General features: G+C 72.5%; 26 protein-coding genes. 16 read left to right on the forward strand and 10 right to left on the reverse strand.

Features of this window, described 5'->3' with window-relative positions; translation table 11 throughout:
• Nucleotides 1-34 precede the first annotated feature (34 nt).
• Entirely contained in the window at nt 35-895 is an 861-nt protein-coding gene (locus ACGF8A_RS00905; protein ID WP_393102815.1) for a 3-hydroxybutyryl-CoA dehydrogenase, read from the reverse strand.
• 161 nt (nt 896-1,056) lie between these two features.
• On the opposite strand from ACGF8A_RS00905, the gene ACGF8A_RS00910 reads away from it, so the two are divergent.
• A complete protein-coding gene (locus ACGF8A_RS00910) occupies nt 1,057-2,280 on the forward strand; it encodes a glycoside hydrolase family 10 protein (RefSeq protein WP_393102817.1) in 1,224 nt (407 codons plus the stop codon).
• Between the two features lies 1 nt (nt 2,281).
• Here ACGF8A_RS00910 and ACGF8A_RS00915 read toward each other — a convergent pair whose 3' ends face one another.
• The gene (locus ACGF8A_RS00915) at nt 2,282-2,482 is read right to left on the reverse strand and encodes a DUF1918 domain-containing protein (RefSeq protein ID WP_393102819.1); all 201 of its coding nucleotides are present in this window, start codon (nt 2,480-2,482) and stop codon (nt 2,282-2,284) included.
• Between the two features lie 89 nt (nt 2,483-2,571).
• A complete protein-coding gene (locus ACGF8A_RS00920) occupies nt 2,572-3,486 on the reverse strand; it encodes a DMT family transporter (protein WP_393102821.1) in 915 nt (304 codons plus the stop codon).
• Here ACGF8A_RS00920 and ACGF8A_RS00925 point away from each other — a divergent pair.
• From ACGF8A_RS00925 to ACGF8A_RS00940, 4 genes are all read left to right on the forward strand, one after another.
• Nucleotides 3,485-4,918: a PLP-dependent aminotransferase family protein gene (locus tag ACGF8A_RS00925; protein ID WP_393102823.1), complete on the forward strand. Its 1,434-nt coding sequence runs from the start codon at nt 3,485-3,487 to the stop codon at nt 4,916-4,918. The two genes, ACGF8A_RS00920 and ACGF8A_RS00925, sit on opposite strands and share 2 nt — an antisense overlap.
• A 94-nt stretch (nt 4,919-5,012) precedes the next feature.
• On the forward strand, nt 5,013-5,402 hold the full coding sequence (locus ACGF8A_RS00930) for a MauE/DoxX family redox-associated membrane protein (RefSeq protein WP_393102825.1): 390 nt from the start codon (nt 5,013-5,015) through the stop codon (nt 5,400-5,402).
• A 97-nt stretch (nt 5,403-5,499) separates the two neighbouring features.
• On the forward strand, nt 5,500-5,937 hold the full coding sequence (locus ACGF8A_RS00935) for a GNAT family N-acetyltransferase (RefSeq protein WP_393102827.1): 438 nt from the start codon (nt 5,500-5,502) through the stop codon (nt 5,935-5,937).
• 104 nt (nt 5,938-6,041) lie between these two features.
• Nucleotides 6,042-6,635, forward strand: a complete 594-nt coding sequence (locus ACGF8A_RS00940) for a histidine phosphatase family protein (protein ID WP_393102829.1) — start codon at nt 6,042-6,044, stop codon at nt 6,633-6,635.
• Here ACGF8A_RS00940 and ACGF8A_RS00945 read toward each other — a convergent pair.
• Nucleotides 6,617-7,060 carry a DUF6314 family protein gene (locus ACGF8A_RS00945; protein WP_393102831.1) on the reverse strand — a complete coding sequence of 148 codons (444 nt, stop codon included), beginning with the start codon at nt 7,058-7,060 and terminating at the stop codon, nt 6,617-6,619. The genes ACGF8A_RS00940 and ACGF8A_RS00945 overlap by 19 nt on opposite strands.
• A gap of 282 nt (nt 7,061-7,342) precedes the next feature.
• Between ACGF8A_RS00945 and argC the strand changes: the two genes are divergently transcribed.
• The 5 genes from argC to ACGF8A_RS00970 are packed head-to-tail and all read left to right on the forward strand — an operon-like array spanning nt 7,343 to nt 12,173.
• A complete protein-coding gene (gene argC, locus ACGF8A_RS00950) occupies nt 7,343-8,371 on the forward strand; it encodes an N-acetyl-gamma-glutamyl-phosphate reductase (RefSeq protein ID WP_393102833.1) in 1,029 nt (342 codons plus the stop codon).
• Complete coding sequence (gene argJ, locus ACGF8A_RS00955) at nt 8,368-9,519, forward strand: bifunctional glutamate N-acetyltransferase/amino-acid acetyltransferase ArgJ (protein ID WP_393102835.1); 1,152 nt, start codon at nt 8,368-8,370, stop codon at nt 9,517-9,519. Before argC ends, argJ begins: the two co-directional genes overlap by 4 nt.
• Nucleotides 9,516-10,424, forward strand: a complete 909-nt coding sequence (gene argB, locus ACGF8A_RS00960; RefSeq protein ID WP_393102837.1) for an acetylglutamate kinase — start codon at nt 9,516-9,518, stop codon at nt 10,422-10,424. The genes argJ and argB overlap by 4 nt, the downstream gene beginning before the upstream one ends.
• Complete coding sequence (locus ACGF8A_RS00965) at nt 10,421-11,620, forward strand: acetylornithine transaminase (RefSeq protein ID WP_393102839.1); 1,200 nt, start codon at nt 10,421-10,423, stop codon at nt 11,618-11,620. The genes argB and ACGF8A_RS00965 overlap by 4 nt, the downstream gene beginning before the upstream one ends.
• Before the next feature lie 7 nt (nt 11,621-11,627).
• Nucleotides 11,628-12,173 (forward strand): arginine repressor, encoded by a 546-nt coding sequence (locus tag ACGF8A_RS00970; protein WP_393102841.1) that lies wholly within the window; start codon nt 11,628-11,630, stop codon nt 12,171-12,173.
• Between the two features lie 168 nt (nt 12,174-12,341).
• Here the strand turns inward: ACGF8A_RS00970 and ACGF8A_RS00975 are convergent, their stop codons facing one another.
• Entirely contained in the window at nt 12,342-12,587 is a 246-nt protein-coding gene (locus ACGF8A_RS00975; protein WP_393102843.1) for a MerR family transcriptional regulator, read from the reverse strand.
• 75 nt (nt 12,588-12,662) lie between these two features.
• Between ACGF8A_RS00975 and ACGF8A_RS00980 the strand changes: the two genes are divergently transcribed.
• Complete coding sequence (locus ACGF8A_RS00980; RefSeq protein WP_393102845.1) at nt 12,663-13,499, forward strand: class I SAM-dependent methyltransferase; 837 nt, start codon at nt 12,663-12,665, stop codon at nt 13,497-13,499.
• A 9-nt stretch (nt 13,500-13,508) separates the two neighbouring features.
• Here the strand turns inward: ACGF8A_RS00980 and ACGF8A_RS00985 are convergent, their stop codons facing one another.
• The 5 genes from ACGF8A_RS00985 to ACGF8A_RS01005 form a co-directional block, all read right to left on the reverse strand.
• Nucleotides 13,509-14,309, reverse strand: coding sequence for an FAD:protein FMN transferase (locus ACGF8A_RS00985; protein ID WP_393102846.1), 801 nt, complete (start codon nt 14,307-14,309; stop codon nt 13,509-13,511).
• Nucleotides 14,302-15,060 (reverse strand): FMN-binding protein, encoded by a 759-nt coding sequence (locus ACGF8A_RS00990; protein ID WP_393102848.1) that lies wholly within the window; start codon nt 15,058-15,060, stop codon nt 14,302-14,304. The genes ACGF8A_RS00985 and ACGF8A_RS00990 overlap by 8 nt, the downstream gene beginning before the upstream one ends.
• Nucleotides 15,061-15,089: 29 nt before the next feature.
• On the reverse strand, nt 15,090-16,472 hold the full coding sequence (locus tag ACGF8A_RS00995) for a ferric reductase-like transmembrane domain-containing protein (protein WP_393102850.1): 1,383 nt from the start codon (nt 16,470-16,472) through the stop codon (nt 15,090-15,092).
• A gap of 79 nt (nt 16,473-16,551) precedes the next feature.
• Complete coding sequence (locus ACGF8A_RS01000; protein WP_393102852.1) at nt 16,552-17,253, reverse strand: L,D-transpeptidase; 702 nt, start codon at nt 17,251-17,253, stop codon at nt 16,552-16,554.
• A gap of 113 nt (nt 17,254-17,366) precedes the next feature.
• On the reverse strand, nt 17,367-17,969 hold the full coding sequence (locus ACGF8A_RS01005) for a pyridoxamine 5'-phosphate oxidase family protein (protein ID WP_393102854.1): 603 nt from the start codon (nt 17,967-17,969) through the stop codon (nt 17,367-17,369).
• 562 nt (nt 17,970-18,531) lie between these two features.
• On the opposite strand from ACGF8A_RS01005, the gene ACGF8A_RS01010 reads away from it, so the two are divergent.
• From ACGF8A_RS01010 to ACGF8A_RS01030, 5 genes are all read left to right on the forward strand, one after another.
• Nucleotides 18,532-19,725: an argininosuccinate synthase gene (locus tag ACGF8A_RS01010; protein WP_393102856.1), complete on the forward strand. Its 1,194-nt coding sequence runs from the start codon at nt 18,532-18,534 to the stop codon at nt 19,723-19,725.
• Between the two features lie 136 nt (nt 19,726-19,861).
• A complete protein-coding gene (argH, locus tag ACGF8A_RS01015; protein ID WP_393102858.1) occupies nt 19,862-21,286 on the forward strand; it encodes an argininosuccinate lyase in 1,425 nt (474 codons plus the stop codon).
• Nucleotides 21,287-21,434: 148 nt separating this feature from the next.
• Nucleotides 21,435-22,406 carry an aldo/keto reductase gene (locus tag ACGF8A_RS01020; RefSeq protein ID WP_393102860.1) on the forward strand — a complete coding sequence of 324 codons (972 nt, stop codon included), beginning with the start codon at nt 21,435-21,437 and terminating at the stop codon, nt 22,404-22,406.
• Between the two features lie 105 nt (nt 22,407-22,511).
• Complete coding sequence (locus ACGF8A_RS01025; RefSeq protein ID WP_393102862.1) at nt 22,512-23,063, forward strand: TetR/AcrR family transcriptional regulator; 552 nt, start codon at nt 22,512-22,514, stop codon at nt 23,061-23,063.
• The gene (locus ACGF8A_RS01030; RefSeq protein ID WP_393102864.1) at nt 23,060-24,589 is read left to right on the forward strand and encodes an MFS transporter; all 1,530 of its coding nucleotides are present in this window, start codon (nt 23,060-23,062) and stop codon (nt 24,587-24,589) included. The genes ACGF8A_RS01025 and ACGF8A_RS01030 overlap by 4 nt, the downstream gene beginning before the upstream one ends.
• Nucleotides 24,590-24,613 lie beyond the last annotated feature (24 nt).

A 24,613-nucleotide genomic window follows, 5' to 3' on the forward strand; every position in this document is an offset into this window, starting at 1 on the left:
GGCCCGCGCCTGGCCGAAAACCTACCGTCCGTAATCAGCCGTACGTGTAGAAGCCGGAGCCGCTCTTGCGGCCCAGCCGGCCCGCGTCGACCATCCGCTGAAGCAGCGGGGGAGCGGCGTACAGCGGCTCCTTGTACTCCTCGTACATGCTCTGCGCCACGGAGGCCACGGTGTCCAGCCCGATCAGGTCGGACAGCTTCAGCGGGCCCATCGGGTGGGCGCAGCCCATCTCCATGCCGTTGTCGATGTCCTCGCGGCTGGCGATGCCCGACTCGAACATCCGGATCGCGGAGAGCAGATACGGGATCAGCAGCGCGTTGACCACGAAGCCCGAGCGGTCCTGGGCGCGGATGCTGTGCTTGCCCAGCGTCTTCTCGGTGAACAGCTGGGCCCGGCCGAGCGTGCCCTCGGACGTGGTCAGCGCCGGGATCAGCTCGACCAGCTGCTGCACCGGGGCCGGGTTGAAGAAGTGGATGCCGATGACCTGGTCGGGCCGCGAGGTGGCGACCGCCAGCTTCACCAACGGGATGGACGAGGTGTTCGACGCCAGGATGGCGTCCGGACGGGTCACCACCTGGTCGAGCACCTGGAAGATCTCGGTCTTGACCTGCTCGTTCTCGACGACGGCCTCGATCACCAGGTCCCGGTCGGCGAACTCGCCGAGGTCGGTGGTGAAGCTCAGGCGCGCCTGCGTCGCCGCCAGCTCCTCCTCGCTGATCTTGCCGCGCTCGGCCGCCTTGGACAGGGAGTTGAACAGCCGGGTACGGCCGATCTCCAGGGCCTCGCCGGTGGTCTCGGCGACCTTCACGTCCAGTCCGGCACGGGCGCACACCTCGGCGATGCCCGCTCCCATCTGGCCGCAGCCCACGACTCCGACGCGCTCGATGTCGGTCACATCGTCCCCTTCGCTGACTCGGCAGGTCCGCCCGGTTCGGTGCCTGCTCCGTTCGTGCACGTTACCCGTAAGTATCGATGATCGATCGCAGGGGTGGGTGCATGCTGTGCCGCGGAGACGATTCGTGACCGGATGGATCCGCAGAGTACTGGGGTGTTTCCATGGGACGGCTGTCACGCCGGGCGTTCGCGCTGGCCGCACTGTCGACGCTGGCGGCTGCCGGCGACGCGGGCGCGGTCCCAGCGCGGCGGCCCCGCGCCACCACCGAGATGCGGGGCATGTGGGTGGCCACCGTGACCAACCGCGACTGGCCGTCGCGCACGGGCCTGCCGGCCGCGCAGCAGCGCGCCGAACTGCTCGCCCACCTCGACACGGCGGCCAGGCGACGACTGAACACGGTGATCCTCCAGGTGCGGCCCACGGCGGACGCCCTGTGGCCGTCGTCGTACGAGCCGTGGTCGCAGTACCTCACGGGTACGCAGGGCCGCGATCCCGGCTGGGACCCGCTCGGCACGGCCGTGACGGAGGCGCACGCCCGGGGGCTGGAACTGCACGCCTGGTTCAACCCGCTGCGGGTCGCGATGCACACCGATCCGAGCCGCCTCGTCGCCTCCCACCCGGCCCGGCGGCAACCCGACTGGGTGGTGCCGTACGGCGGGAAGCTCTACTACAACCCGGGGCTGCCGCAGGTTCGCACGTTCGTGCGGGACGCGATGCTGGACGCGGTGGCCCGCTACCCGGTCGATGCCGTCCACTTCGACGACTACTTCTACCCGTACCCGGTCGCCGGCCAGACCTTCGACGACGACGAGGCCTACGACACCTACGGCGGCGCCTTCCCCAACCGCGCCGACTGGCGGCGCGACAACATCGACCGCCTGGTACGCGACACCGCCACCCGCATCCAGCAGATCCGCCCCGGCACCCGGTTCGGGATCAGCCCGTTCGGGGTGTGGCGCAACGCCTCCACCGACCCGCGAGGCTCGGACACCCGGGCGCTGCAGTCGTACGACGACGTGTACGCGGACACCCGCAAGTGGGTGCGTGAGAACTGGATCGACTACATCTGCCCGCAGCTGTACTGGCACATCGGCAACTCCGCCGCCGACTACGCCAAGCTCGTGCCCTGGTGGGCGGAGGTGGCGCGGGGCACCGGGACACAGCTGTACCTGGGGGAGGCGCTGTACAAGGCGGGAGACCCGGCCCAGCCCGCGCGCTGGCAGGACCAGGCCGAGCTCTCCCGGCACCTGACGCTCGCCGGCGCCTATCCGGAGGTGCGCGGGCACGTCTACTTCGCCGCCCGGGAGGTGGCGGTGGACGCCCACGGGGCCATGGCGCGGGTGGTCGCCGACCACTATCGGCAGCAGGCGGCGCCCCCGCGCTGAATCACTGCCCGGTGCTGGTTTCCCTGTGCCGGATCTCGGTGTCGGGACCTGGGGAGCACAGCCCCTCGTGCCCGTCCTGGAAGCGGACGCGGTACGGGGGTTCGCCCTTCTGGCCCAGCACTTCGACGATCTCGCCGACCTTGTCGTGCTGTCCGACCACCCTGCCGTGCTGGACAAGCTGGTCGCCCACGATTGCGCGCATCTGGGGCCTCCTCACGATGTGCGGGAGCAGCGGTCCTCGACGTCGAGTCTACGGCGGACAGGCCCGGCCGGTACCGGTGCGAACGCCGCTCAGCCGCGCGCCCGTTGCGTGACGGCGATGCAGACGAGCACGGCCGCGGCCGTCAACGGGGCGGCCACGGTCAGGTGCTCGCCCAGCAGCAGCACCGACCACACCAGTGTGAGCAGCGGCTGCGCCAACTGCAACTGGCTGGCCTTGGGGACGCCGACGGCCGCCATGCCCCGGTACCAGACGACCAGGCCCAGGAACTGCGAGCCCGCCGCGACCCACAGCACGCCCGCCACGCTGTGGAAGGTGAGCTGCACGGGCTCGTACGACAGGGCCACCGCGGCGAGGGGAACGGTGAGGGGCAGGCACAGCGCCAGCGCCCAGCCGATCACCTGCCAGCCCGGCATGACACGGGCCAGCCGCCCGCCCTCGGTGTAGCCGGCGGCGCACACCAGCAGCGCCGCGAAGAGATACAGGTCGGCGGTGGACAGGGCGCCGCCGCTCTGCTGCACCGTGAAGGCCAGCACCGCGACCGCGCCCGCGAGCGCCGCCACCCAGAAGGTGCGGGACGGGCGGGTGCCCATGCGCAGGGCCGACATCAGCGCCGTCGTCAGCGGCAGCAGGCCCACGACGACGGCGGCGTGCGCGGTGGTCGAGGTCTCCAGGGCGAGCGTGGTGAGCAGCGGGAAGCCGAGGACGACACCGGCGGCGACGACCGCGAGGCCGGCCCAGTGCTCCCGGGCGGGCAGGGGCACACGCAGCGCCAGCAGGCACCCGCCCGCGATCAGTGCCGCGAGCACGCTCCGCACGGCCACCAGCGACCAGGGCCCGAAGCCCTCCAGGCCCCATGCGGTGGCCGGGAAGGTGAGGGAGAAGGCGATGACGCCGAGCGCGGCCTGGAGGGTGCCGAAGGAGGCCTGCGGCCGGCCGCTGACTGCTATCCCGGTCGGGGCGATAGCGCTACTCTGTGTCTTCATGCAACAGAGTAGCAGCGTCGGCGAACTGGCGAACCAGCTGAGAAGGGAACTCAACCACTACTCTCCCGGTGGAAAGCTCCCCTCCAGTCGGGCACTCGTGGAGCGATACCGGGTGAGCCCGGTGACCGTCTCCCGGGCCCTCGCCCAGCTTGCCGCGGAGGGCCTGGTCGTCACCCGGCCCGGCGCCGGAGCGTTCCGCGCGCGTCCGCGTCCCGAGGGCGCTCCGGCGGGCGACACCTCGTGGCAGGAGGTCGCGCTCAGCGCGGACGCCGCCGCGGAGCTCGCACCACGCACCGTGGACGCCGCCGGGGTCACCGTCTCGCTCGCCGCGCCGCCGCCGGGGGTGACCGAGTTCAACGGCGGCTATCTGCATCCCTCGCTCCAGCCGGAGAGGGCCATGGCGGCGGCGCTCTCCCGTGCCGGCCGGCGTCCGGGCGCGTGGGGGCGGCCGCCGCTGGAGGGGCTGGCGGAGCTGCGTGAGTGGTTCGCCAGAAGCATCGGCGACACGGTCACCGCCGCCGAGGTGCTGATCACGTCGGGCGGCCAGTCGGCCCTGACGACGGCGCTGCGTGCTCTGGCGCCGCCCGGCGCGCCGGTTCTGGTGGAGTCACCGACGTACCCGGGCATGCTGGCCATCGCCCGCGCGGCGGGCCTGCGTCCCGTGCCCGTGCCGGTGGACGCGGACGGCGTGAAGCCGGCGCTGCTCGCCGACGCGTTCCGGGCCAGCGGGGCGCGGGTCTTCGTCTGCCAGCCCCTGTTCCAGAACCCCACCGGCGCGGTGCTCGCGCCGCAGCGGCGCGGTGAGGTGCTGCGCATCGCACGGGAGGCCGGGGCGTTCGTGGTCGAGGACGACTTCGTGCGGCGGCTGGTGCACGCGGACGCCGGGCCGCTGCCGCGCCCGCTGGCCGCCGACGACCCCGACGGCGTGGTGGTGCACGTCTGCTCGCTGACGAAGGTGACCTCGCCGAGCTTCCGGGTGAGCGCCCTGGCCGCGCGCGGGCCGGTGCTGGAGCGGCTGCGCGCCATCCAGGTGGTCGACACCTTCTTCGTGCCCAGGCCCCTGCAGGAGGCGGCCCTGGAACTCGTCGGCTCGCCCGCCTGGCCTCGCCATCTGCGCACGGTCTCGGTGGAGCTGAAGGCCCGCCGCGACGCGATGACGGCGGCGCTCGGGCTGCACCTGCCCGAAATGGCTCTTGCGCACATCCCCTCGGGCGGCTATCACCTCTGGCTCCGTCTGCCCGACGGCACCGACGAGTCCGCCTTCACCGCGGCCGCCCTGCGCGCCGGGGTGGCCCTCACCCCCGGCCGCCCCTACTTCAGCGCCGAACCGCCGGCGGGTCACGTCCGCCTGAGCTTCGCGGCGGTGGCGGGGGCGGGGGAGATCACGGAGGGGGTGCGGCGGTTGCGGGCTGCCTGCGACGAGGTGCTGTGAGTCCGCCGGGCAGGTCCGCCCGGGCCCCGGAAGTGTGGGCACCTCGCCCCTACCGTCCAGTAACATCACCGCCACGACATCCCGAGGAGGCACCGTGGCACGGTCGAAGCGCTCACCCCTGATGCTCGCTGGTCTGCTGGCGACCGCCGGTGTCGCACATTTCGTCGCCCCGCGGCAGTTCGACGCGACCGTTCCCCGGGTGCTTCCGGGCTCGCCGCGGGCCTGGACGTATGCGAGCGGCGTCGTGGAGATCGCCCTGGCGGCCGGGCTGGCCGTGCCCCGGACCCGGCGGGCCGGCGCGCGGGCGGCGGCGGCGTTCTTCGTCGCTGTGTTCCCCGCCAACGTCCAGATGGCCGTCGACTGGCGTCACCGGCCCGCACCGCTGCGGAGAGCGGCCTACGCGCGACTGCCGCTCCAGGTCCCGCTGGTGCTGTGGGCGCGGAGCGTGGCACGCGACGGGCGCTCCGGCCCGTGCCGGGGGTGAGGGGCGGTCCGTCCCGGGGTGAGCGGCGGTCGCGCACGCGGCTGCGGTCGCCGAAAACGCCTCGACCTCCGCTCACCTGACCTGCGAGCCTCCGGGCATGAGCTCTGTGCCGAACATTGCCGAGGGATACGAGATCTCCGCCGACGCCGGGCGGATCGACGTCGCGCGGGTGCACCGCTGGCTGTCGAACGACGCCTACTGGGCGCTCGGGCGATCGCGGGAGCAGCAGGACCGGGCCGTCGCCGGGTCGCTCAACTTCGGCGTGTACGAGACCGTCTCGGGGGACCAGGTCGCGTATGCGCGGGTCATCACCGACCGGGCCACCTTCGCGTGGCTGTGTGACGTGTACGTCGATCCGTCGGTGCGCGGGAAGGGCATCGGTACGGCGTTCGTCGCGGCGGTGCGGGAGCGGCTGCGGGAGTACGGCGTGCGCCGCGTGCTGCTGGCCACGCAGGACGCGCACGGCATGTACGAGAAGGTCGGATTCGCGCCCCTGGAGCGGCCGCGGGAGTGGATGGCGCTGTATTTCGAGTGAGGTGTCCCGGCTTGTCCCGGGCTCCCGGCAATGTTTCGCGGCACCTGCATAACCCACGGGTAACGCCTCTTGACCGGCCTGGTCTCCGGGCGCACGATCCCCGCATGGCACTTCGGGTCACGTTCGTCGCCGCCGCGCGCAGTTCCCCGCTGCTCGCGGAACGCTTCGAGGACGACCGGCCGCTGGATCAGGCGGGCTGGGACGAGGTGCAGCGCGTCGCCCGCGACCTGGTGCCCCTCGCGGCGGCCGAGCTGCGCTACTGCTCGCCCACGCCCCGCAGCCGGTCCACCGGCGACGCCCTCGGCTACGCCCCGCTGGCGCAACTCGCCCTGCGCGACTGCGACATGGGCCGCTGGCGTGGGCTCACGCTGGGAGAGGCGATGGCCCGGGAGCCGGAGGCGGTGGACGCCTGGCTCGCCGACCCCCGCTCCACGCCGCACGGGGGTGAGTCGCTGCTCACGTTCATCGCCCGCGTCGGCCACTGGCTGGACACCCGGCCCGTCGAGGACGGCGGCCGGATCGTGGCCGTGGCGGAACCCTCGGTGATTCGCGCGGCCCTGGTGTACGCCCTGAAGGTGCCGCCCTCCACGTACTGGAGCATCGACGTCTGCTCCCTGTCCACGACGACGGTCACGGGCCGCGCGGGGCGCTGGAGCCTGCGGTTCGAGAACGGCCCGGCTCAGCCCACGCGTGTGTAGTCCGTCGTCAGCACCAGGTCCTTCGCCGGGCCGCGCACCCGCCACACCGTCCGCCAGCGGTCCTCGTCCCGGACGGTGAACTCGCCCCGGTACAGATCGGCGGAGCACGGGTGGTCGGCGACGCAGCGGCCGGTGGTCAGGTCGAGCCCGTGGAAGGGGCGGCCGTCGGCGAAGCGGACGTCCGCCGTGCCGCGTGCGGGTCCGGGCAGGTAGCGGAGCGTGCGCTCGGCCGGGCGGGCCACGCCCCGCCAGACGAAGGTGCCGGACTCCTCGTGCAGCAGACCGCCGCCCCGAAGCGGCCCGAACACCGTCGTGCCGTCGAAGCTCCCCTCGTCGCCGCCCGCCAGATCCCGCACCGTCCGCCGCACCTGCCACTGCCCGGCCAGATAGGCCAGCACATCCGGCACCGGCCAGAACTCGCCCATGTCGCGCCTCGCTCCCCTTCCCGACCGCCGCGGCGCGACCCGTCGCCGCGCCTCCCCCCATCTTGCCGTTCGACGCGCCGGCGGTGTCCGGACGCCGAAGTCGGGCGCCCGCTCACCGGCCTTGACGGCCGGGTTCCGCAAAGGTTCGGCTGTCCGACCCCTTGCCGTCATCGGGCTCGGGGGAACGTGGCCGGATCATGCGGTCCGATTGCGGGGGCGTGAGCGCGGGATTGCATAAACGTGCAGCGAAACGTATAGTCATGCCATCCAGGAGGAGGGTTCATGACGGTACGTGCGGCAGTGGCCGGAGCGAGCGGATACGCGGGCGGAGAGCTGCTGCGTCTGCTCCTGGCGCACCCCCAGATCGAGATCGGCGCCCTGACCGGCCACGCCAACGCCGGACAGCGGCTCGGCAGCCTCCAGCCGCATCTGCTGCCGCTGGCCGACCGGGTGCTGAGCGAGACGTCCGCCGAGGTGCTCGCCGGGCACGACGTGGTCTTCCTCGCACTGCCGCACGGGCAGTCCGCCGCCGTCGCCGAGCAGCTGGGCCCTGAGGTGCTCGTCGTCGACATGGGAGCCGACTTCCGGCTGAAGGACGCCCGTGACTGGGAGAAGTTCTACGGCTCCCCGCACGCCGGCACCTGGCCCTACGGCCTCCCCGAACTGCCGGGCTGCCGCGCCGCGCTGGAGGGGTCCAAGCGCATCGCGGTGCCCGGCTGCTACCCGACGGCCGTCTCCCTGGCGCTGTTCCCGGCCTACGCCGCGGGCCTCGCCGAGCCCGAGGCCGTGGTCGTCGCGGCGTCCGGCACCTCCGGCGCGGGCAAGGCGCCCAAGCCGCACCTGCTCGGCTCCGAGGTCATGGGCTCCATGTCCCCGTACGGCGTCGGCGGCGGCCACCGGCACACCCCCGAGATGATCCAGAACCTCGGCGCAGTGGCCGGCGAGCGGGTCTCCGTCTCGTTCACCCCCACTCTCGCCCCGATGCCGCGCGGGATCCTCGCCACGTGCAGCGCCGCCGCCCGGCACGGCGTCACCGCCGAGTCCCTGCGCGCCGCCTACACCAAGGCCTACGCCGACGAGCCCTTCGTGCACCTGCTGCCCGAGGGCCAGTGGCCGGCCACCGCGTCCGTCCACGGCTCCAACGCCGTCTCCGTGCAGGTCGCGTACGACGAGGCCGTGGGACGGATCATCGCGATCAGCGCCATCGACAACCTCACCAAGGGCACCGCGGGCGGTGCCGTCCAGAGCATGAACCTCGCCCTCGGTCTCCCCGAGGAAACGGGACTTTCCACGATCGGAGTCGCACCGTGAGCGTCACGGCAGCAAAGGGATTCACGGCGGCCGGCATCGCCGCCGGGATCAAGGAGAACGGCAACCCCGACCTGGCCCTCGTGGTCAACAACGGGCCCCGCCGCGCCGCCGCGGGCGTCTTCACCTCCAACCGCGTCAAGGCCGCACCCGTGCTCTGGTCCGAGCAGGTCCTCAAGGGCGGCCAGGTGTCCGCCGTCGTCCTCAACTCCGGAGGCGCCAACGCCTGCACCGGTCCCAAGGGCTTCCAGGACACGCACGCCACCGCCGAGAAGGTGGCCGAGGTGCTCGGCCGGGGCGCGATCGAGGTCGCCGTCTGCTCCACCGGCCTCATCGGTGTGCTGCTCCCGATGGACAAGCTGCTCCCCGGCGTCGAAGCGGCCGCCGCCCAGCTCGGCGAGCACGGCGGCGAGAAGGCCGCCATCGCCATCAAGACCACCGACACCGTCCACAAGACGGCCGTCGTGACCAAGGACGGCTGGACGGTCGGCGGTATGGCCAAGGGCGCGGGCATGCTCGCCCCCGGCCTCGCCACCATGCTGGTCGTCCTCACGACGGACGCCGAGCTGGACGGCGCCGCCCTGGACGAGGCCCTGCGCGCGGCCACCCGGGTCACCTTCGACCGCGTCGACTCCGACGGCTGCATGTCGACCAACGACACCGTCCTGCTCCTCGCCTCCGGCGCGTCCGGGGTCACCCCCGCGTACGAGGAGTTCGCCGCCGCCGTACGGCAGGTCTGCGACGACCTCGGGCAGCAGCTGATCCGGGACGCCGAGGGCGCCAGCAAGGACATCAGGGTCGAGGTGATCAACGCCGCGACCGAGGACGACGCCGTCGAGGTGGGCCGCTCCATCGCCCGCAACAACCTCCTCAAGTGCGCGATCCACGGCGAGGACCCCAACTGGGGCCGCGTGCTGTCGGCGATCGGCACCACGTCCGCCGCCTTCGAGCCCGACCAGCTGAACGTCGCCATCAACGGCGTCTGGGTCTGCAAGAACGGCGGTGTCGGCGAGGACCGCGAGAAGGTCGACATGCGCTACCGCGAGGTGCACATCGTCGCCGACCTCGCCGCCGGGTCCCGGACCGCCACGATCTGGACCAACGACCTCACCGCCGACTACGTCCACGAGAACAGCGCCTACTCCTCATGACCACGACGCGTAAGCACACCGCGCTGCCCAAGGCACAGATCCTCATCGAGGCGCTGCCCTGGCTGACCCGGCACCACGGCAAGACGGTCGTGATCAAGTTCGGCGGCAACGCCATGGTGAACGAGGAACTGAAGGCCGCCTTCGCCCAGGACGTCGTCTTCCTGCGCCACGCCGGCCTCAAGCCGGTCGTCGTGCACGGCGGCGGCCCGCAGATCAGCGCCGCCCTCGACCGGCACGGCATCGTCAGCGAGTTCAAGGCGGGCCTGCGCGTCACCACCGAGGACGCGATGGACGTCGTCCGCATGGTGCTGGCCGGGCAGGTGCAGCGCGAGCTGGTCGGGCTGCTCAACCAGCACGGGCCGCTCGCCGTCGGCATCACCGGCGAGGACGCCCACACCATGACCGCCACCAAGCACCAGCCGCGCATCGGCGGCGAACTCGTCGACATCGGGCGGGTCGGCGAGATCACCGAGATCGACACGGGCGCGATCGAGGCGCTGCTGGCGGACGGCCGGATCCCGGTCGTGTCGTCGATCGCCCGCTCCCAGGACGACGGACATGTCTACAACGTCAACGCCGACACGGCCGCGGCCGCCCTGGCCGCCGCGCTCGGCGCCGAGACCCTCATGGTCCTCACCGACGTCGAGGGCCTCTACGAGGACTGGCCCCACAGCGACGAGGTGATCAGCCGCCTCACCGCTTCCCAGCTGGAGAAACTGCTGCCCGAGCTGTCGTCCGGCATGGTGCCGAAGATGGAGGGCTGTCTGCACGCCGTACGCAACGGCGTCACCACCGCCCGAGTGATCGACGGCCGGGTCCAGCACTCGATCCTGCTGGAGATCTTCACCGACGAGGGCATCGGCACGATGGTCGTGCCGGACGCGCACAAGGGGGATGCCGTATGAGCGCCAACCAGGAACTGACCGCGCGGTGGCAGAGCGCGCTCATGAACAACTACGGCACCCCGCGGCTGCCCCTGGTACGCGGCGAGGGCGCCCGGGTCTGGGACGCCGACGGCAAGGCGTACGTCGACTTCGTCGCCGGCATCGCGGTCAACGCGCTCGGCCACGCGCACCCCGGCGTCGTCGCGGCGGTCAGCAGGCAGATCGCCTCCCTGGGCCACGTCTCCAACCTGTTCGTCGCCGAGCCGCCCGTCGCGCTCGCCGAGCGGCTCCTGCAGCTGTTCGGCCGGGACGGCAAGGTCTTCTTCTGCAACTCCGGCGCCGAGGCCAACGAGGGCGCCTTCAAGATCGGCCGGCTGACCGGCCGGAGTCACATGGTCGCCACCGAGGGCGGCTTCCACGGCCGCACCCTGGGCGCCCTCGCGCTCACCGGCCAGCCCGCCAAGCAGGCGCCCTTCCTGCCGCTGCCCGGCGACGTCACGCACGTCCCCTACGGCGACGCGCAGGCACTGGCCGCCGCGGTGACCGAGGAGACGGCGCTCGTCGTCATCGAGCCGGTGCAGGGCGAGAACGGCGTCGTGGTCCCGCCCGCCGGGTATCTCAAGGCGGCCCGCGCGATCACCGCCGCGACCGGCTCCCTGCTGGTGCTCGACGAGGTGCAGACCGGCGTCGGACGGACCGGGCACTGGTTCGAGTACCAGGCCCACGAGGGCGTCCTGCCGGACGTCGTCACGCTCGCCAAGGGGCTCGGCGGCGGCCTGCCGCTGGGCGCCACCGTGGCCTTCGGGCGGGCGGCCGAGCTGCTCCGGCCCGGTCAGCACGGCACGACCTTCGGCGGCAACCCCGTCGCGTGCGCCGCCGGACTCGCCGTGCTCGACGCCATCGCCGACGAGGGACTGCTGGAGAACGTCAAGCGGCAGAGCGAGAGGTTGCGGGCAGGAATCGAGGCTCTGAACCACGGATTGATCGACCATGTCCGGGGCGCGGGACTCCTCCTGGGTATCGTGCTCACCGAGCCGCTCGCGTCACAGGTCCAGCAGGCGGCTCAGGACGCCGGTCTCCTGGTGAACGCGCCCACCCCCGATGTCGTACGGCTCATGCCGCCGCTGAATCTCGGCGACGACGAGGTGGAGGCGCTGCTCCGGGTCCTGCCCGGCGTCCTCGACGCAGCTCACGGGGACGGACGAGCCGGAGAATGAGACGACGATGAGCCAGGCGCAGGACAATGAGCAGGCGGGAGTCAACGGGCCCGCGGTGCCGCAGACCCGCACCGCACGCCATCGCCGGATCGTGGACATCCTCAACCGGCAGCCCGTGCGCTCCCAGAGCCAGCTGGCGAAGCTGCTCGCCGACGACGGGCTGACGGTCACCCAGGCGACGCTCTCCCGCGACCTGGACGAGCTGAACGCGGTGAAGATCCGCAACACCGACGGCGACCTCATCTACGCGGTGCCCAGCGAAGGCGGCTTCCGCACGCCGCGCGCGCCGCTCGGGGAGTCCGCGAAGGAGGAGCGGATGCGGCGCCTGTCCCAGGAACTGCTCATCTCCGCCGAGGCGTCCGCCAACCTCGTGGTGCTGCGCACCCCGCCGGGCGCCGCCCAGTTCCTCGCGTCGGCGATCGACCAGGCCGAACTGCACGACATCCTGGGCACGATCGCCGGCGACGACACACTGATGCTGATCAGCCGCCGGCCGGACGGGGGCCAGGCACTCGCCGACCACCTGCTGCGGCTGGCGCAGAACGGCCACTGAGCCCCTCCTCCGGCGCGTTCAGGGATCCCGCTTCCGCCGCCCGCAGCAGGCGGCGGAACGTGGAGCACTGCGTATGGCTCGGCGCGGGGCAGTCCGCCGCGTGCCGCAGGCCGTCGCGCATGGCGGTCAGACGACGGAGCGTCCGGTCCAGCTCGTCCGCCTTCGCCGTCAGCGTCCCCGGTCGAGCCGGGGCCGTCCGTCCGGGGCGGACATCAGCGCGATCTCGTCGAGCGAGAAACCCGACGCGCGGCCCATCGCGATCAGAGCCAGCCGCTCGAAGACCCCGGGATCGAAGACCCGCCGGCCGGCCCGTCTGCCGACCGAGGCGATCAGGCCCTCCTCCTCGTAGAAACGCAAGGTGGAGGCGGGGACGCCGGAACGCCGCGCCACCTCCGCCGTGTCCGGACCCGGCATGCTGTTGACCTCAAGTCGACTTGCCGTGGCACCGTACGGCTACGGCACGACGAGGGCAAGCGAAGGGAGACGGCCATGACCGCCGAACACCGGGACGCGCAGGCGCCGAAGGCGCTGTGGGGCGGGGTCGCGGGACGCAACTGGGTCGCCGCGCAGGATGTGCTCGACCAGCTGCTCAAGCCGTTCGAGCCGCTGCTCACCGAGCCGGTCGGCACCGGCGCCCACGTCCTCGACGTCGGCTGCGGCACGGGCGCCACGACCGTCGCCGCGGCACGGCGAGCGGGCCCGCGGGGCACCTGCGTCGGTGTCGACATCGCCGAGCCGATGATCGAGGCCGCCCGGGCGCGCGCCGAGCGGGAGGACGTGCCGGTCCGCTTCGTCCAGGCAGACGCCGCGACCCACGCCTTCGAACCGGCCTGCTTCGACCTGATCGTCTCGCGGTTCGGTGTGATGTTCTTCGACGACTTCGCGGGCGCCTTCGCGAATCTGCGGCGTGCCGCCCGTCCGGGTGCGGGACTGCGGCTCATCGTCTGGCGCGGACCCGAGGAGAACCCCTTCATGACGACGGCCGAGCGGGCCGCGGGGCCGCTGCTGCCGAACCTGCCGGCCCGTGACCCCGACGGGCCGGGCCAGTTCGCGTTCGCGCGGGCGGAGCGGGTGCGCGGCCTCCTCGCGGAGAGCGGCTGGTCGGGGGCGGCCGTGGAGCCGCTCGACGTCAGGTGCACGATGCCGGAGAAGGACCTGGAGCGCTACTTCACGCTGCTCGGCCCCGTGGGCCGTGTCCTGCACGAGGTGGGCGAGCCGACCAGGGCACGGGTCGTCGAGGCCCTCCACACCGCCTTCGCCCCGTACGTGCGGGGGCCGGAGGCCGGATTCACGGCCGCGTGCTGGCTGGTCCGCGCCTCGGCCTGAGCGCCGGGCTCACCCCAGCCACCCCGCCAGGCCACCGGTGCACCACACCTCGTCCCCGGCCGTGATCAGCAGTGCCTCCACGTCCGGCAGGGACTCCAGCCAGGCCAGGCCGTCGCGCGCGCCCCGCACGAAGGCGGCCGTCGCCCAGCAGTCAGCCCAGGTCAGACTGGGGGCGACGACCGTCACCGCAAGCAGGTCCGACACCGCCGACTTCCTGGTGCGCGGGTCCACGATGTGGGCGCCACGCTCGGCGGTGCCGGACGTCGCGACGGCCAGTTCGCCGGCGCCGGCCGCGGAGACGACCGCCGCCAGCCCGCCCGGCCGCAGCGGGTCCGACACGCCGACCCGCCAGGGCCGCTCCGGGCCCGGCACGCCGAGCAGCTGAACGTCCCCGCCGCCGTTCACGCTGACCCCGCTCGCCCCGGCGGCCGCCAGCAGCCGCGCCGCGCGCTCGACGGCCCAGCCCTTGACGATCCCGGTCGGGTCGAGCCGGCCCTCGAACGTCGTGCTGAACCACCCCTCGCTGACCCGTTCCGCCTCGGCCGCCAGCTCCAGCACCTCGGCCACCTCGGGATCGCACTCCCCGAGGGTGACCTCCCCGCGTCCCAGCCGGGACACCTGGCTGTCCTCGCGATAGGTGCTGAAGACCGCGTCGATCCGGTGGAGTCCGGCGACGGCCGTCTCCAGGGCCGTGCGCACGGCCCCGGGGTCCCCGCCGCGGACGTCGAAGGAGAAGACGGTCCCCATCGCCTCCTCCGCACGGCGTACCGCGGCGGGAGCCTGCGCGGGTTCCGTCACCGGCTCAGCCACCGGCCTGATCCAGGGCCGACTGCAGCGACTGCCGGTAGCCGGCGCTGGTGTACGTCGCTCCGGACACCGCGTCGATGTCGGCGCTGCCCGCGGCGACGGCGGCCTGGTTGAGCTCGGGCACGGCGTCGGCGGTGATCTGGCTGCTCCGGCCGCCGCTCGGCGCCTGCACGGCCTCGGACCGGGTGACCTTCCCGCCGGTGACGGTGATCCGGACCTGGACGGGCCCGTACTGCGTCTCCGCCACCGCCCCGGTCACGGTACGTGCGGCCTGTGCGTCGCCCGATCCCTGCCCGGCCTGGCCGCCGCCCGCCAGGGCCTTGTCCAGGGCCGACTGGAGGGACTGCCGGTAGCCGGCGCTGGTGTACGTCGCTCCGGACACCGCGTCGATGTCGGCGCTGCCCGCGGCGACGGCGGCCTGGTTGAGCTCGGGCACGGCGTCGGCGGTGATCTGGCTGCTCCGGCCGCCGCTCGGCGCCTGCACGGCCTCGGACCGGGTGACCTTCCCGCCGCTGACGGTCAGCCGCACCTGCACGGGACCGTACTGCGTCTGCACCACCGCGCCGTCGACGGTGGCGGTGCCCGCGGCCTGCGCGCCGCCCTGGGGCGCCGCCGCGCCCGGGGGCTGCTGGGGTACCGCGGCCGCGGCGGAGCCGGGATCGCTCGCCGGCTTCAGCGACAGCAGCAGCACGATGCCGGACACGGTGGCGGCGGTGGCGAGCACGGCACGCCGGATGGGGTGGCTCTTCTTCATGGTTCGCCGGTCTCCTGATGACCCGTCGCTCACATCTCGAACGACTCGTGATGGATACGGCGGGCGGGGACCCCCGCGCCGCGCAGTGCCTCGTACACGGTCTGCGCGAAGCCGGGCGGCCCGCACAGGAAGACGTCATGGCGGTCGATGTCCGGGATCTTCCGCTCCAGCGACTCAGCGGAGATGTCCGGGCGCTCCCCGTCCGGGCTGTTGACCGCGTACATCAGCCGGGCGCCCCGCTCGTCGGCGATCTTCGCCAGCTCGCCCCACAGGGCCAGGTCCTGGGTGCTGTTGGCCCGGTACAGCAGGGTGATGTCACCGCTCGCGCCCGGCAGCGTCTCGAACAGGGCCCGCATCGGCGTGATCCCGACGCCCCCCGCGACCAGCAGCACCTTCCCGCGGCTGCGCCGCTGGGCGGTCAGGGCGCCGTACGGCCCCTCGGCCCAGACCCGGGTACCGGGCTCCAGCTCGCGCAGCCGGGTGCTGTGGTCGCCGATCGCCTTCACGGTGATCCGCAGCATGCCGGGGCGGGGCGCCGCCGACAGCGAGTACGGGTGGGAGCTGAACCGCATGCCGGGCGCCAGGAACCGCCACCGGAAGAACTGCCCCGCCTCCGCGCCCATCCGGTGCAGCTTCCGCCCGCCGATCAGCACCGACACGATTCCGGGCGTCTCCTCGACGACCGCCTCGACCCGCATCCGGTGCCGCATGTTCAGCCGGATCGGGGTGATGACCCGGAACCACACCACCAGCGCGGTGACCACGCCGTACAGCCCGTACCAGAACGTCTTCGCGGCGGGCTGGACGGCGAAGTCGTTCCCCGCGCTGATCTGGTGCCAGAACGTCAGGTAGACCGCCGCGTACGTCATCAGGTGCACGTGGTACCAGGTGTCGTACGGCATCAGGCGGCGGACCGGCCCGATCGAGACGAGGCCGATCAGCACCAGCAGTCCGGTGCCGACGGCGGCCTTGCCCATGTCCGGCAGCTGGTTCACGGAGTCTACGGTCTGCTGGACGACGTCCCCGAGGGTCTTGCCGGCCTGCAGGGCGTAGCCCCACATCGTGAGGAACACGTGCGCGACGACCAGGCTCAGGGTGTACCGCCCCGTCATCGCGTGCCAGCGTGCCACCCGGTCGGAGCCCACCCGCCGCTCCAGCGCGGGCACCCGGGCCATCTGGAGCACCACCAGCGCCATCAGATACCCGGCGAGCAGCCCGGTGATCCGGCCCGCGTTGAGGATCCGCCCGGTGGTGTCGGCGACGGACGGGGTGTTCTGCCACCACAGCCACAGCACCGCGGCGGCACCGGCCCACACGGCGAGCAGCAGCGGGACGGCGGGGGAGCGGCGCGGGCGGATACGGCGCATGGTCTGACGCCGGGCGGCGCGGCCGCCTGCGAGCGTGGTGGTCACGGTTCCTCCGGGGACGGGGGCAACGGTTCGTCGTGGTCCCTTGACCCACAGATACGTGCGGTGGCGGCGGTGCGTTCAGTCAGTACCGGGTGATCGCGGTCGCCCCGCTCCGCGTCCCCACCGCGATGTGCGGCCGGCCCCGGGCCTTCGCCCACCGCAGGATCCGGCGCATCGCGTCCTCGGGCACCGACACACAACCGGCCGTCGGGCCCGCGCCTCTGACGTGCAGGAAGATGCCGGCGCCGCGCCCGCGCACCGGTGTGTCGTAGTTGAAGCCGATGACCAGCGCATGGGCGTACAGCGGCCCGTACGAGACGAGGTGCTCCGCCTCCTTCGCCCGGCAGTCGGCGGGGCGGGGCTCTGTCCAGCGGTTGTAGGCGCCGGAGTCGTTGTCCTGGCACCACCAGGAGTCCTGGAGCACCGGCCGGTACCTGTACGTCGTTCCGGGTGGCGCCGCCTTGATGCCGAAGGCGTACGGCAGGGTGAACAGCCCCGTCGGTGTGGTGTTCGTGCCCTGCTTGCGCGTCGCCCCCTCGACGAGCCCGTTCGCCCCGAACCTGGCCGGGGCCGAACCGGCGGCGACCCACCGCCCGTCCCGCCGGTCCCACCAGGTCACCGTCCCCTTCGTCGCGCCGGCTGCGGGCGCCACGGCGGTGATCAGCTGGCTGCCGCCGCCGGTGTCGGCCATGCGGTCGGGCAGCGCGTCCCCCTCGGCGGGGGCGGCGCCGAGGAGGCAGGCGCAGACGAGGACGGACGCGGCGGCGGCGACGGCGGGGCGCATGTCCCGACGCTAACGGGGGCTTCGCGCACAGTCAGTTCGGATGGTCCGTTCGGGCCCGGAGGTCACCCCGGACCCGATGGGACGGCGCGCCGGCCCAAGGCTGCGTGGCGGGATCACACCGGACGGCCGTCGTAGCTCGCCGGGGCCAGCGGCAGCGGCACCCCCGGCAGTCCGTCCAGGCTCGTGGCGATGTGGTCCTTGCCCGCGAAGTACGCGCTGAGCGACGCGGTGTCCTCGCGCGCGAAGCGGCGGCCGTGCAGCTCGCGATCGCTGTCGTACGTCATGAGCGGCACCGCGAAGCCACAGCTGTCCCGGATCAGTTCGGCCGTCACGACGATGACCGCGCGCAGTCCGTGCGCGCTCGGGTCGATGTCCGGGAAATGGGCGAGCAGGTCCCCGAAGCGGGGGTCGTCGCGGAAGACCGGCTCCCCGCGCCCGTGCACCCGGACGATGTTCGGCGGGCCCTGGAAGGCGCACCACATGAGGGTGATCCGTCCGTTCTCCCGCAGATGCGCGACCGTCTCGGCGTTCGATCCGGCGAAGTCGAGGTAGGCGACGGTGAGTTCGTCGAGCACCACGAACGAGCCCTTCAGGCCCTTGGGGGAGAGGTTGACCGTGCCCTCGCCGGAGAGCGGGGCGGTCGCGGTGAAGAAGAGGGGCTGCTCCTCGATGAACGAACGGAGCCTGCCGTCTATGCGCTCATGCGTCTTTCCCATGGCATGTGATTGTCCGCGAGACTGGTTCGGCCGGCTGAGAAATTCCGCGAGATGCCTGACCGTGGCCGCCCCGGCCGGCGCTCGAGCGGGGCGGCCACGGCGCCTGTCACGTCACGTGGTGAGCGTGCAGGCGGCCGGTGGGGTGACCCTCGGGCGGCCGATCGCGGCGACCATCGCCTGCGCCGAGCCGCGGGCGTCCGACGGGGAGTACGCGGAAAGGGCTTGGGATGTTCACCCCCGAGCCCCGAGCCCCGAGCCCCGAATCCCGAGCCCCGAGCCCCGAGGCCCGAGCCTCGAATCCCGAGCCCGAGGCCCGAGTCTCGAATCCCGAGCCCGAGTCTCGAATCCCGAGCCCGAGCCCGAGCCCGAGCCCGAGCCCGAGGCCCGAGCCCCGAACTCCGAGCCCCGAACTCCGAGCCCCGAACTCCGAGCCCCGGACTCCGAGCCCCGAACCCGAGCCGTGGCCCGGCCCCGGCCCGACCCGTCACGCGTCTGGATTGACGAGTCATGCAGACTCCTGCATACTCATGCATGTCAGCGAATGCAGTGTGAGGAGAAACCCGTGACCGAGCGCGTCGTACTCGCCTACTCAGGCGGTCTGGACACCTCCGTCGCCATCGGCTGGATCGCCGAGGAGACCGGCGCCGAGGTCATCGCCGTTGCCGTGGACGTCGGCCAGGGCGGCGAGGACCTGGACGTCATCCGCAAGCGCGCCCTCGCCTGCGGTGCCGTCGAGGCCGAGGTCGCGGACGCGAGGGACGAGTTCGCCGAGGAGTACTGCCTCCCGGCGATCAAGGCCAACGCCCTCTACATGGACCGCTACCCGCTGGTCTCCGCCCTCTCCCGGCCCACGATCGTCAAGCACCTCGTCGCCGCCGCCCAGAAGCACGGCGCCACCACGGTCGCCCACGGCTGCACCGGCAAGGGCAACGACCAGGTCCGCTTCGAGGCCGGCATCGTCGCCCTCGCCCCCGACCTGAAGTGCATCGCCCCGGTCCGTGACTACGCGATGACCCGCGACAAGGCCATCGCGTTCTGCGAGGAGAAGAACCTCCCGATCGCGACCACCAAGAAGTCCCCGTACTCGATCGACCAGAACGTCTTCGGGCGCGCCGTGGAGACGGGCTTCCTGGAGGACATCTGGAACGCGCCGATCGAGGACATCTACGAGTACACGCAGAACCCGGCGACCCAGCGTGACGCCGACGAGGTGGTCATCACCTTCAAGGAGGGCGTCCCGGTCGCCGTCGACGGCAAGCCCGTCACCGTGCTCCAGGCCGTCCAGCAGCTCAACGAGCGCGCCGGCGCCCAGGGCATCGGCCGGATCGACATGGTCGAGGACCGCCTCGTCGGCATCAAGTCCCGCGAGGTCTACGAGGCCCCCGGCGCGATCGCCCTGATCACCGCCCACCAGGAGCTGGAGAACGTCACCGTCGAGCGCGAGCTGGCCCGCTACAAGCGGCAGGTCGAGCAGCGCTGGGGCGAGCTGGTCTACGACGGCCTGTGGTTCTCCCCGCTCAAGCGCGCCCTGGAAGGCTTCATCAACGAGGCCAACCAGCACGTCTCCGGCGACATCCGGATGACCTTGCACGGCGGCCGCGCCGTCGTCACGGGCCGGCGCTCCGAGGCCTCGCTGTACGACTTCAACCTCGCGACATACGACACGGGCGACACCTTCGACCAGTCCGCGGCCAAGGGCTTCATCGACATCTACAGCCTGTCGTCGAAGATCGCCGCCAAGCGCGACCTCGCCTGACCGGGTCGGGCCTTCGGGTCACCACGCACGCATCGGACTGACAGCCGCCTCCCCGCCTGCAAGGGTGGGGAGGCGGTCGCACAGCGGCGGCCACACGGACGGCTGAGGCACCCACACATCCCGAGGAGCAACGCAAGTGAGCAGCAACAGCGGTGACGTACGGCTCTGGGGCGGCCGTTTCGCCGACGGTCCCGCCGAGGCCCTGGCGAAGCTGTCCGCGTCCGTCCACTTCGACTGGCGGCTCGCGCCCTACGACCTCGCCGGCTCGCGTGCCCACGCGCGCGTGCTCCACAAGGCGGGCCTGCTCGCCGACGACGAGCTGAGCCGGATGCTCGACGGGCTGGACCGGCTCGAGGCGGACGTGGCCTCGGGCGACTTCGTCGGCACGATCGCCGACGAGGACGTGCACACCGCCCTGGAGCGTGGCCTGCTGGAGCGCCTCGGGCCCGACCTCGGTGGCAAACTGCGCGCGGGCCGGTCGAGGAACGACCAGGTCGCTACGCTCTTCCGGATGTACCTGCGCGACCACGCGCGTGTCGTCGGCGGCCTGATCGCCGACCTCCAGGACGCCCTGATCGGCCTCGCCGAGGCCCACCCGGACGTCGCCATGCCCGGCCGCACCCACCTCCAGCACGCCCAGCCGGTGCTGTTCGCCCACCACGTCCTCGCGCATGTGCAGTCCCTGTCCCGGGACGCCGAGCGCCTGCGCCAGTGGGACGAGCGGACGGCCGTGTCGCCGTACGGATCCGGCGCCCTCGCGGGCAGCAGTCTGGGCCTGGACCCGGAGGCGGTCGCGAAGGACCTCGGCTTCGAGCACGGCAGCGCCGCCAACTCCATCGACGGCACGGCGTCGCGCGACTTCGTCGCCGAGTTCGCCTTCATCGCCGCGATGATCGGGGTGAACCTCTCCCGGATCGCCGAGGAGGTCATCATCTGGAACACGAAGGAGTTCTCCTTCGTGACCCTGCACGACGCCTTCTCCACCGGCTCGTCGATCATGCCGCAGAAGAAGAACCCGGACATCGCGGAACTGGCGCGCGGCAAGAGCGGTCGCCTGATCGGCAACCTGACGGGTCTCATGGCGACGTTGAAGGCCCTCCCCCTCGCGTACAACCGCGACCTCCAGGAGGACAAGGAGCCGGTCTTCGACTCGATCGACCAGCTGGAGATCCTGCTCCCCGCCTTCACCGGCATGATGGCCACGCTCACGGTGCACCGCGAGCGCATGGAGGAGCTCGCCCCGGCCGGCTTCTCGCTCGCCACGGACATCGCGGAGTGGCTGGTGAGGCAGGGTGTGCCCTTCCGGGTCGCGCACGAGGTGGCCGGTGAGTGCGTGAAGGCCGCCGAAGCGGAGGGCAAGGAGCTGGACGAGCTGACCGACGAGCAGTTCGCGAAGATCTCCGCCCATCTGACGCCGGAGGTGCGGACGGTCCTCGACGTCCCGGGGGCGCTCGCCTCCCGCAACGGCCGGGGCGGCACGGCGCCGAGCGCGGTGGCGGTCCAGCTGACCGAGGTGAAGCAGGACGTGGCGGCCCAGCACCGCTGGGCGGACCGCACCTGAGAGGGGGCGAGGGCGACTGCGCGGCGGGCCACGACGCACCCGCACCCGCACAGGCCCCGTTCGCACCGGGCGCTGAGGCGCCGGCCGAAGGTCATCGCGGGTTACGTTGGTCGCAAGCCGTACCGGAACCGACCGAACGGAGCCCGCGATGCCCTTCGCCCGACTGGCAACAGCGACGACCCCGACCTGCCACATCGGACTCGGCCTCGCCGCCGTCGGCCGCCCCGGCTACATCAACCTCGGCCGCGACCACGACCTCGGCCAGGACCGCGGCGTCGAGACGCTGCGCGCCCGCACCCACGAACTCCTCGACGCCGCCTACGCCCAGGGCGTGCGCTACGTCGACGCCGCCCGCTCCTACGGCCGCTCCGAGGAGTTCCTCGCCGGCTGGCTGAACGCCCACCCCGAGATCGACGACATCGTCGTGGGCAGCAAATGGGGCTACACCTACACCGCCGGCTGGTCCACCGACGCCGAGCAGCACGAGGTCAAGGACCACGGCCTCGCCACCTTCGAGCGGCAGCGCGCGCAGAGCACCGAACTGCTCGGCGACCGGCTCGACCTCTACCAGATCCACTCGGTGACGCCGGACAGCCCCGCCCTCACCGACAAGGATCTGCACGCCAAACTCGCCGAGGCCGCCGCCCAGGGCCTGACCATCGGTTTCTCCACCAGCGGCCCCGCCCAGGCCGAGGCGGTCCGGGCGGCACTGGAGGTGACGGTCGACGGCGAGCCCCTGTTCCGCACCGTCCAGGCCACGTTCAACGCCCTGGAGACCTCGGCCGCCCACGCCCTCGCCGAGGCGCACGACGCCGGGCTCACTGTGATCGTCAAGGAAGGCATGGCCAACGGCCGGCTCGCGGAGCCGTACGCGCCGGGCGGGCTGAAGGCCGTGGCCGCGGAGACGGGGCTGGGTGTCGATGCCGTCGCCCTCGCACTGATCCTGAGCAAGCCGTGGGCGGGCGTGGTCCTCTCCGGTGCCGCCACCACCGGCCAGCTCGCGTCCAACCTGCACGCCGCCGTCGTGGACCTCGACGAGGACCAGCTGGCACGACTCGCCGTCCTCGCCGAGGACCCGCGGGTCTACTGGGAGCGGCGCGGGCAGCTGCCCTGGCACTGAGACCCGCCTTCCCTCCGGGTACCTGAGACCACCCGCGACCACGGGACGTGAATCACTCGCGCACCACATGAGACATGAATGTCTCATATGGGTTATGCTCGTCTCATGGCTGTCGACAGAGAGCACGTACTGCGCACTGCCGCAGCCCTGCTGACCCGGAAATCCACCGCGACCATGGACGAGGTCGCGAAGGCCGCCGGGATCAGCCGGGCCACGCTGCACCGTCAGTTCGCCGGGCGCGACGCCCTGGTCAGGGCGCTGGAGGCGCTCGGCCTCGCGGAGTGCGAGGCCGCCCTGGAGGCGGCCCGGCTGGACGAGGGCAGCGCGAGTGACGCCGTACGGCGCCTGGTGCGGGAGATCGAGCCCGCGGCCGGACTCGTCTCCTTCCTCTACACCGAGAACCAACTGTTCGAGGGTGAGGAGCAGAACGAGGGCTGGGCCCGGCTCGACGCCCGGATCGCGGCGCTGTTCCGGCGGGGCCAGGACGGCGGGGAGTTCCGCATCGACCTGACCCCCGCCTGGCTCACCGAGGCCCTCTACGGCCTGATCGCCGCCGGGGCCTGGTCCGTCCACGACGGCAAGGTCGCCGCGAACGACTTCCAGAAGATGATCGTCGAGCTGCTGCTCGGCGGCGCGACACGGAGAGAGGAATCATGACCAGCACCCTGCGGCCGGCAAGCGCGAACGAGGCGGTGAAGCGCCCGGGCCGCTGGCTCGCGCTGTCCGTACTCGTGCTCGCCGTGCTGCTGGTGGCCGTCGACGCCACCGTGCTCGGCCTCGCCACCCCCTACATATCGGAGGACCTGAGCCCGTCCGGCACCCAACTGCTGTGGATCGGTGACGTCTACTCCTTCGTGATCGCCGGTCTCCTCGTCTCCATGGGCAGCCTCGGCGACCGCATCGGACGCAAGCGGATCCTGCTGATCGGCGCCACGGCCTTCGGCGCGGTGTCCGTGCTCAACGCCTACGCGACCACACCGGAGATGCTGATCCTGGCCAGGGCGCTGCTCGGCGTCGCGGGCGCGACCCTGATGCCGGCCACCCTCGCGCTGATCCGCAACCTCTTCCACGACCCGCGCGAGCGCAGCCTCGCCATCGGCATCTGGGGCGCCACCGCCTCGGCCGGTACGGCGGTGGGCCCGATCGCCGGTGGCTTCCTGCTGGAGCACTTCTGGTGGGGCTCGGTCTTCCTGATCAACCTGCCCGTGATGGCGGTGCTCGTCCTGGTCGGCATCAAGCTGCTGCCCGAGTCGAAGAACGCCAGCCCCGGCCCCTGGGACCTGCTCAGCGTCCTGCTGTCGCTGATCGGCATGATCGCCGTGGTGTACGCGGTCAAGGAGGCCGCGACCCACGGGCTCGGCGCGGAGGCCGTCGCCGCGGGCCTGCTGGGCGCCGCCGCACTCCACGGCTTCGTCCGGCGTCAGCTCACCCTGCCGGCGCCCCTGCTGGACATGCGCCTGTTCCGCAACCGCGGTTTCAGCGGCGCGGTGCTCGCCGACCTGCTGACCATCCTCGGCATGTCCGGCCTGGTCTTCTTCCTCTCGCAGTACCTGCAACTGGTGCAGGGCAGGCGCCCGTTCGAGGCCGGCCTGGCCGAACTGCCCGCGGCCCTCGGCGCGGTGGCGGCCGGTCTGGTCGCGGGCCGGGCGGCCCGCCGGTACTCGGTGCGCGCCGTGGTCGCGGGCGGACTCGCCGCCGTCGGCCTGGCGCTGGGCGCCCTGACGCTGATCGGCCAGCACACCGGGTACCCGCTGCTCGGCACCGCGCTGCTGGTCGTCGGTGTCGGCGCCGGGTTCTCGTTCACGGTGACCGCCGACGTGATCCTCGCGTCCGTGCCGAAGGAGCAGGCGGGCGCCGCGTCGGCCGTCTCCGAGACGGCGTACGAACTGGGCGCCGCCCTCGGCATCGCCCTGCTCGGCTCGATCGTGACCGGCGTCTACAAGGGCTTCACCGCACCGGCGGGCACCCCGGAGGCCGCCCACGAATCACTCGGCGGCGCCGTCGAGGTGGCCGCGGGCCGCCCGGCCGGGACGTCCGACGCCCTGCTGGAAGCGGCCCGCCAGTCCTTCGTCGACGGTCTGACCCTCGCCTCAGGCGTGGGCGCGACGGTCCTGCTGGCGGCAGCTGCGGCGGCCTGGTTCCTGCTCCGCGGCCAGAAGCTGGAAGACACAACACCCGCCTGACCGCCCGGCCTGAAGGGGCGCGGG

This window comes from Streptomyces sp. NPDC047706 (genome assembly GCF_043204795.1).
Taxonomy (GTDB): Bacteria; Actinomycetota; Actinomycetes; order Streptomycetales; family Streptomycetaceae; genus Streptomyces.

Coding starts and splice junctions, on each gene's coding strand:
- ACGF8A_RS00945 (WP_393102831.1), bottom strand. CDS start 7,060: ATGGGCGAGTTCTGGCCGGTGCCGGATGTGCTGGCCTATCTGGCCGGG.
- argC (WP_393102833.1), top strand. CDS start 7,343: ATGACGGTACGTGCGGCAGTGGCCGGAGCGAGCGGATACGCGGGCGGA.
- ACGF8A_RS01025 (WP_393102862.1), top strand. CDS start 22,512: ATGGCTGTCGACAGAGAGCACGTACTGCGCACTGCCGCAGCCCTGCTG.
- ACGF8A_RS01030 (WP_393102864.1), top strand. CDS start 23,060: ATGACCAGCACCCTGCGGCCGGCAAGCGCGAACGAGGCGGTGAAGCGC.
- ACGF8A_RS00940 (WP_393102829.1), top strand. CDS start 6,042: ATGGCACTTCGGGTCACGTTCGTCGCCGCCGCGCGCAGTTCCCCGCTG.
- ACGF8A_RS00975 (WP_393102843.1), bottom strand. CDS start 12,587: ATGCCGGGTCCGGACACGGCGGAGGTGGCGCGGCGTTCCGGCGTCCCC.
- ACGF8A_RS00925 (WP_393102823.1), top strand. CDS start 3,485: ATGCAACAGAGTAGCAGCGTCGGCGAACTGGCGAACCAGCTGAGAAGG.
- ACGF8A_RS00990 (WP_393102848.1), bottom strand. CDS start 15,060: ATGAAGAAGAGCCACCCCATCCGGCGTGCCGTGCTCGCCACCGCCGCC.
- ACGF8A_RS00970 (WP_393102841.1), top strand. CDS start 11,628: ATGAGCCAGGCGCAGGACAATGAGCAGGCGGGAGTCAACGGGCCCGCG.
- ACGF8A_RS00920 (WP_393102821.1), bottom strand. CDS start 3,486: ATGAAGACACAGAGTAGCGCTATCGCCCCGACCGGGATAGCAGTCAGC.
- ACGF8A_RS01005 (WP_393102854.1), bottom strand. CDS start 17,969: ATGGGAAAGACGCATGAGCGCATAGACGGCAGGCTCCGTTCGTTCATC.
- ACGF8A_RS00980 (WP_393102845.1), top strand. CDS start 12,663: ATGACCGCCGAACACCGGGACGCGCAGGCGCCGAAGGCGCTGTGGGGC.
- ACGF8A_RS00965 (WP_393102839.1), top strand. CDS start 10,421: ATGAGCGCCAACCAGGAACTGACCGCGCGGTGGCAGAGCGCGCTCATG.
- ACGF8A_RS00910 (WP_393102817.1), top strand. CDS start 1,057: ATGGGACGGCTGTCACGCCGGGCGTTCGCGCTGGCCGCACTGTCGACG.
- ACGF8A_RS01000 (WP_393102852.1), bottom strand. CDS start 17,253: ATGCGCCCCGCCGTCGCCGCCGCCGCGTCCGTCCTCGTCTGCGCCTGC.
- ACGF8A_RS01020 (WP_393102860.1), top strand. CDS start 21,435: ATGCCCTTCGCCCGACTGGCAACAGCGACGACCCCGACCTGCCACATC.
- ACGF8A_RS00935 (WP_393102827.1), top strand. CDS start 5,500: ATGAGCTCTGTGCCGAACATTGCCGAGGGATACGAGATCTCCGCCGAC.
- ACGF8A_RS00915 (WP_393102819.1), bottom strand. CDS start 2,482: ATGCGCGCAATCGTGGGCGACCAGCTTGTCCAGCACGGCAGGGTGGTC.
- argB (WP_393102837.1), top strand. CDS start 9,516: ATGACCACGACGCGTAAGCACACCGCGCTGCCCAAGGCACAGATCCTC.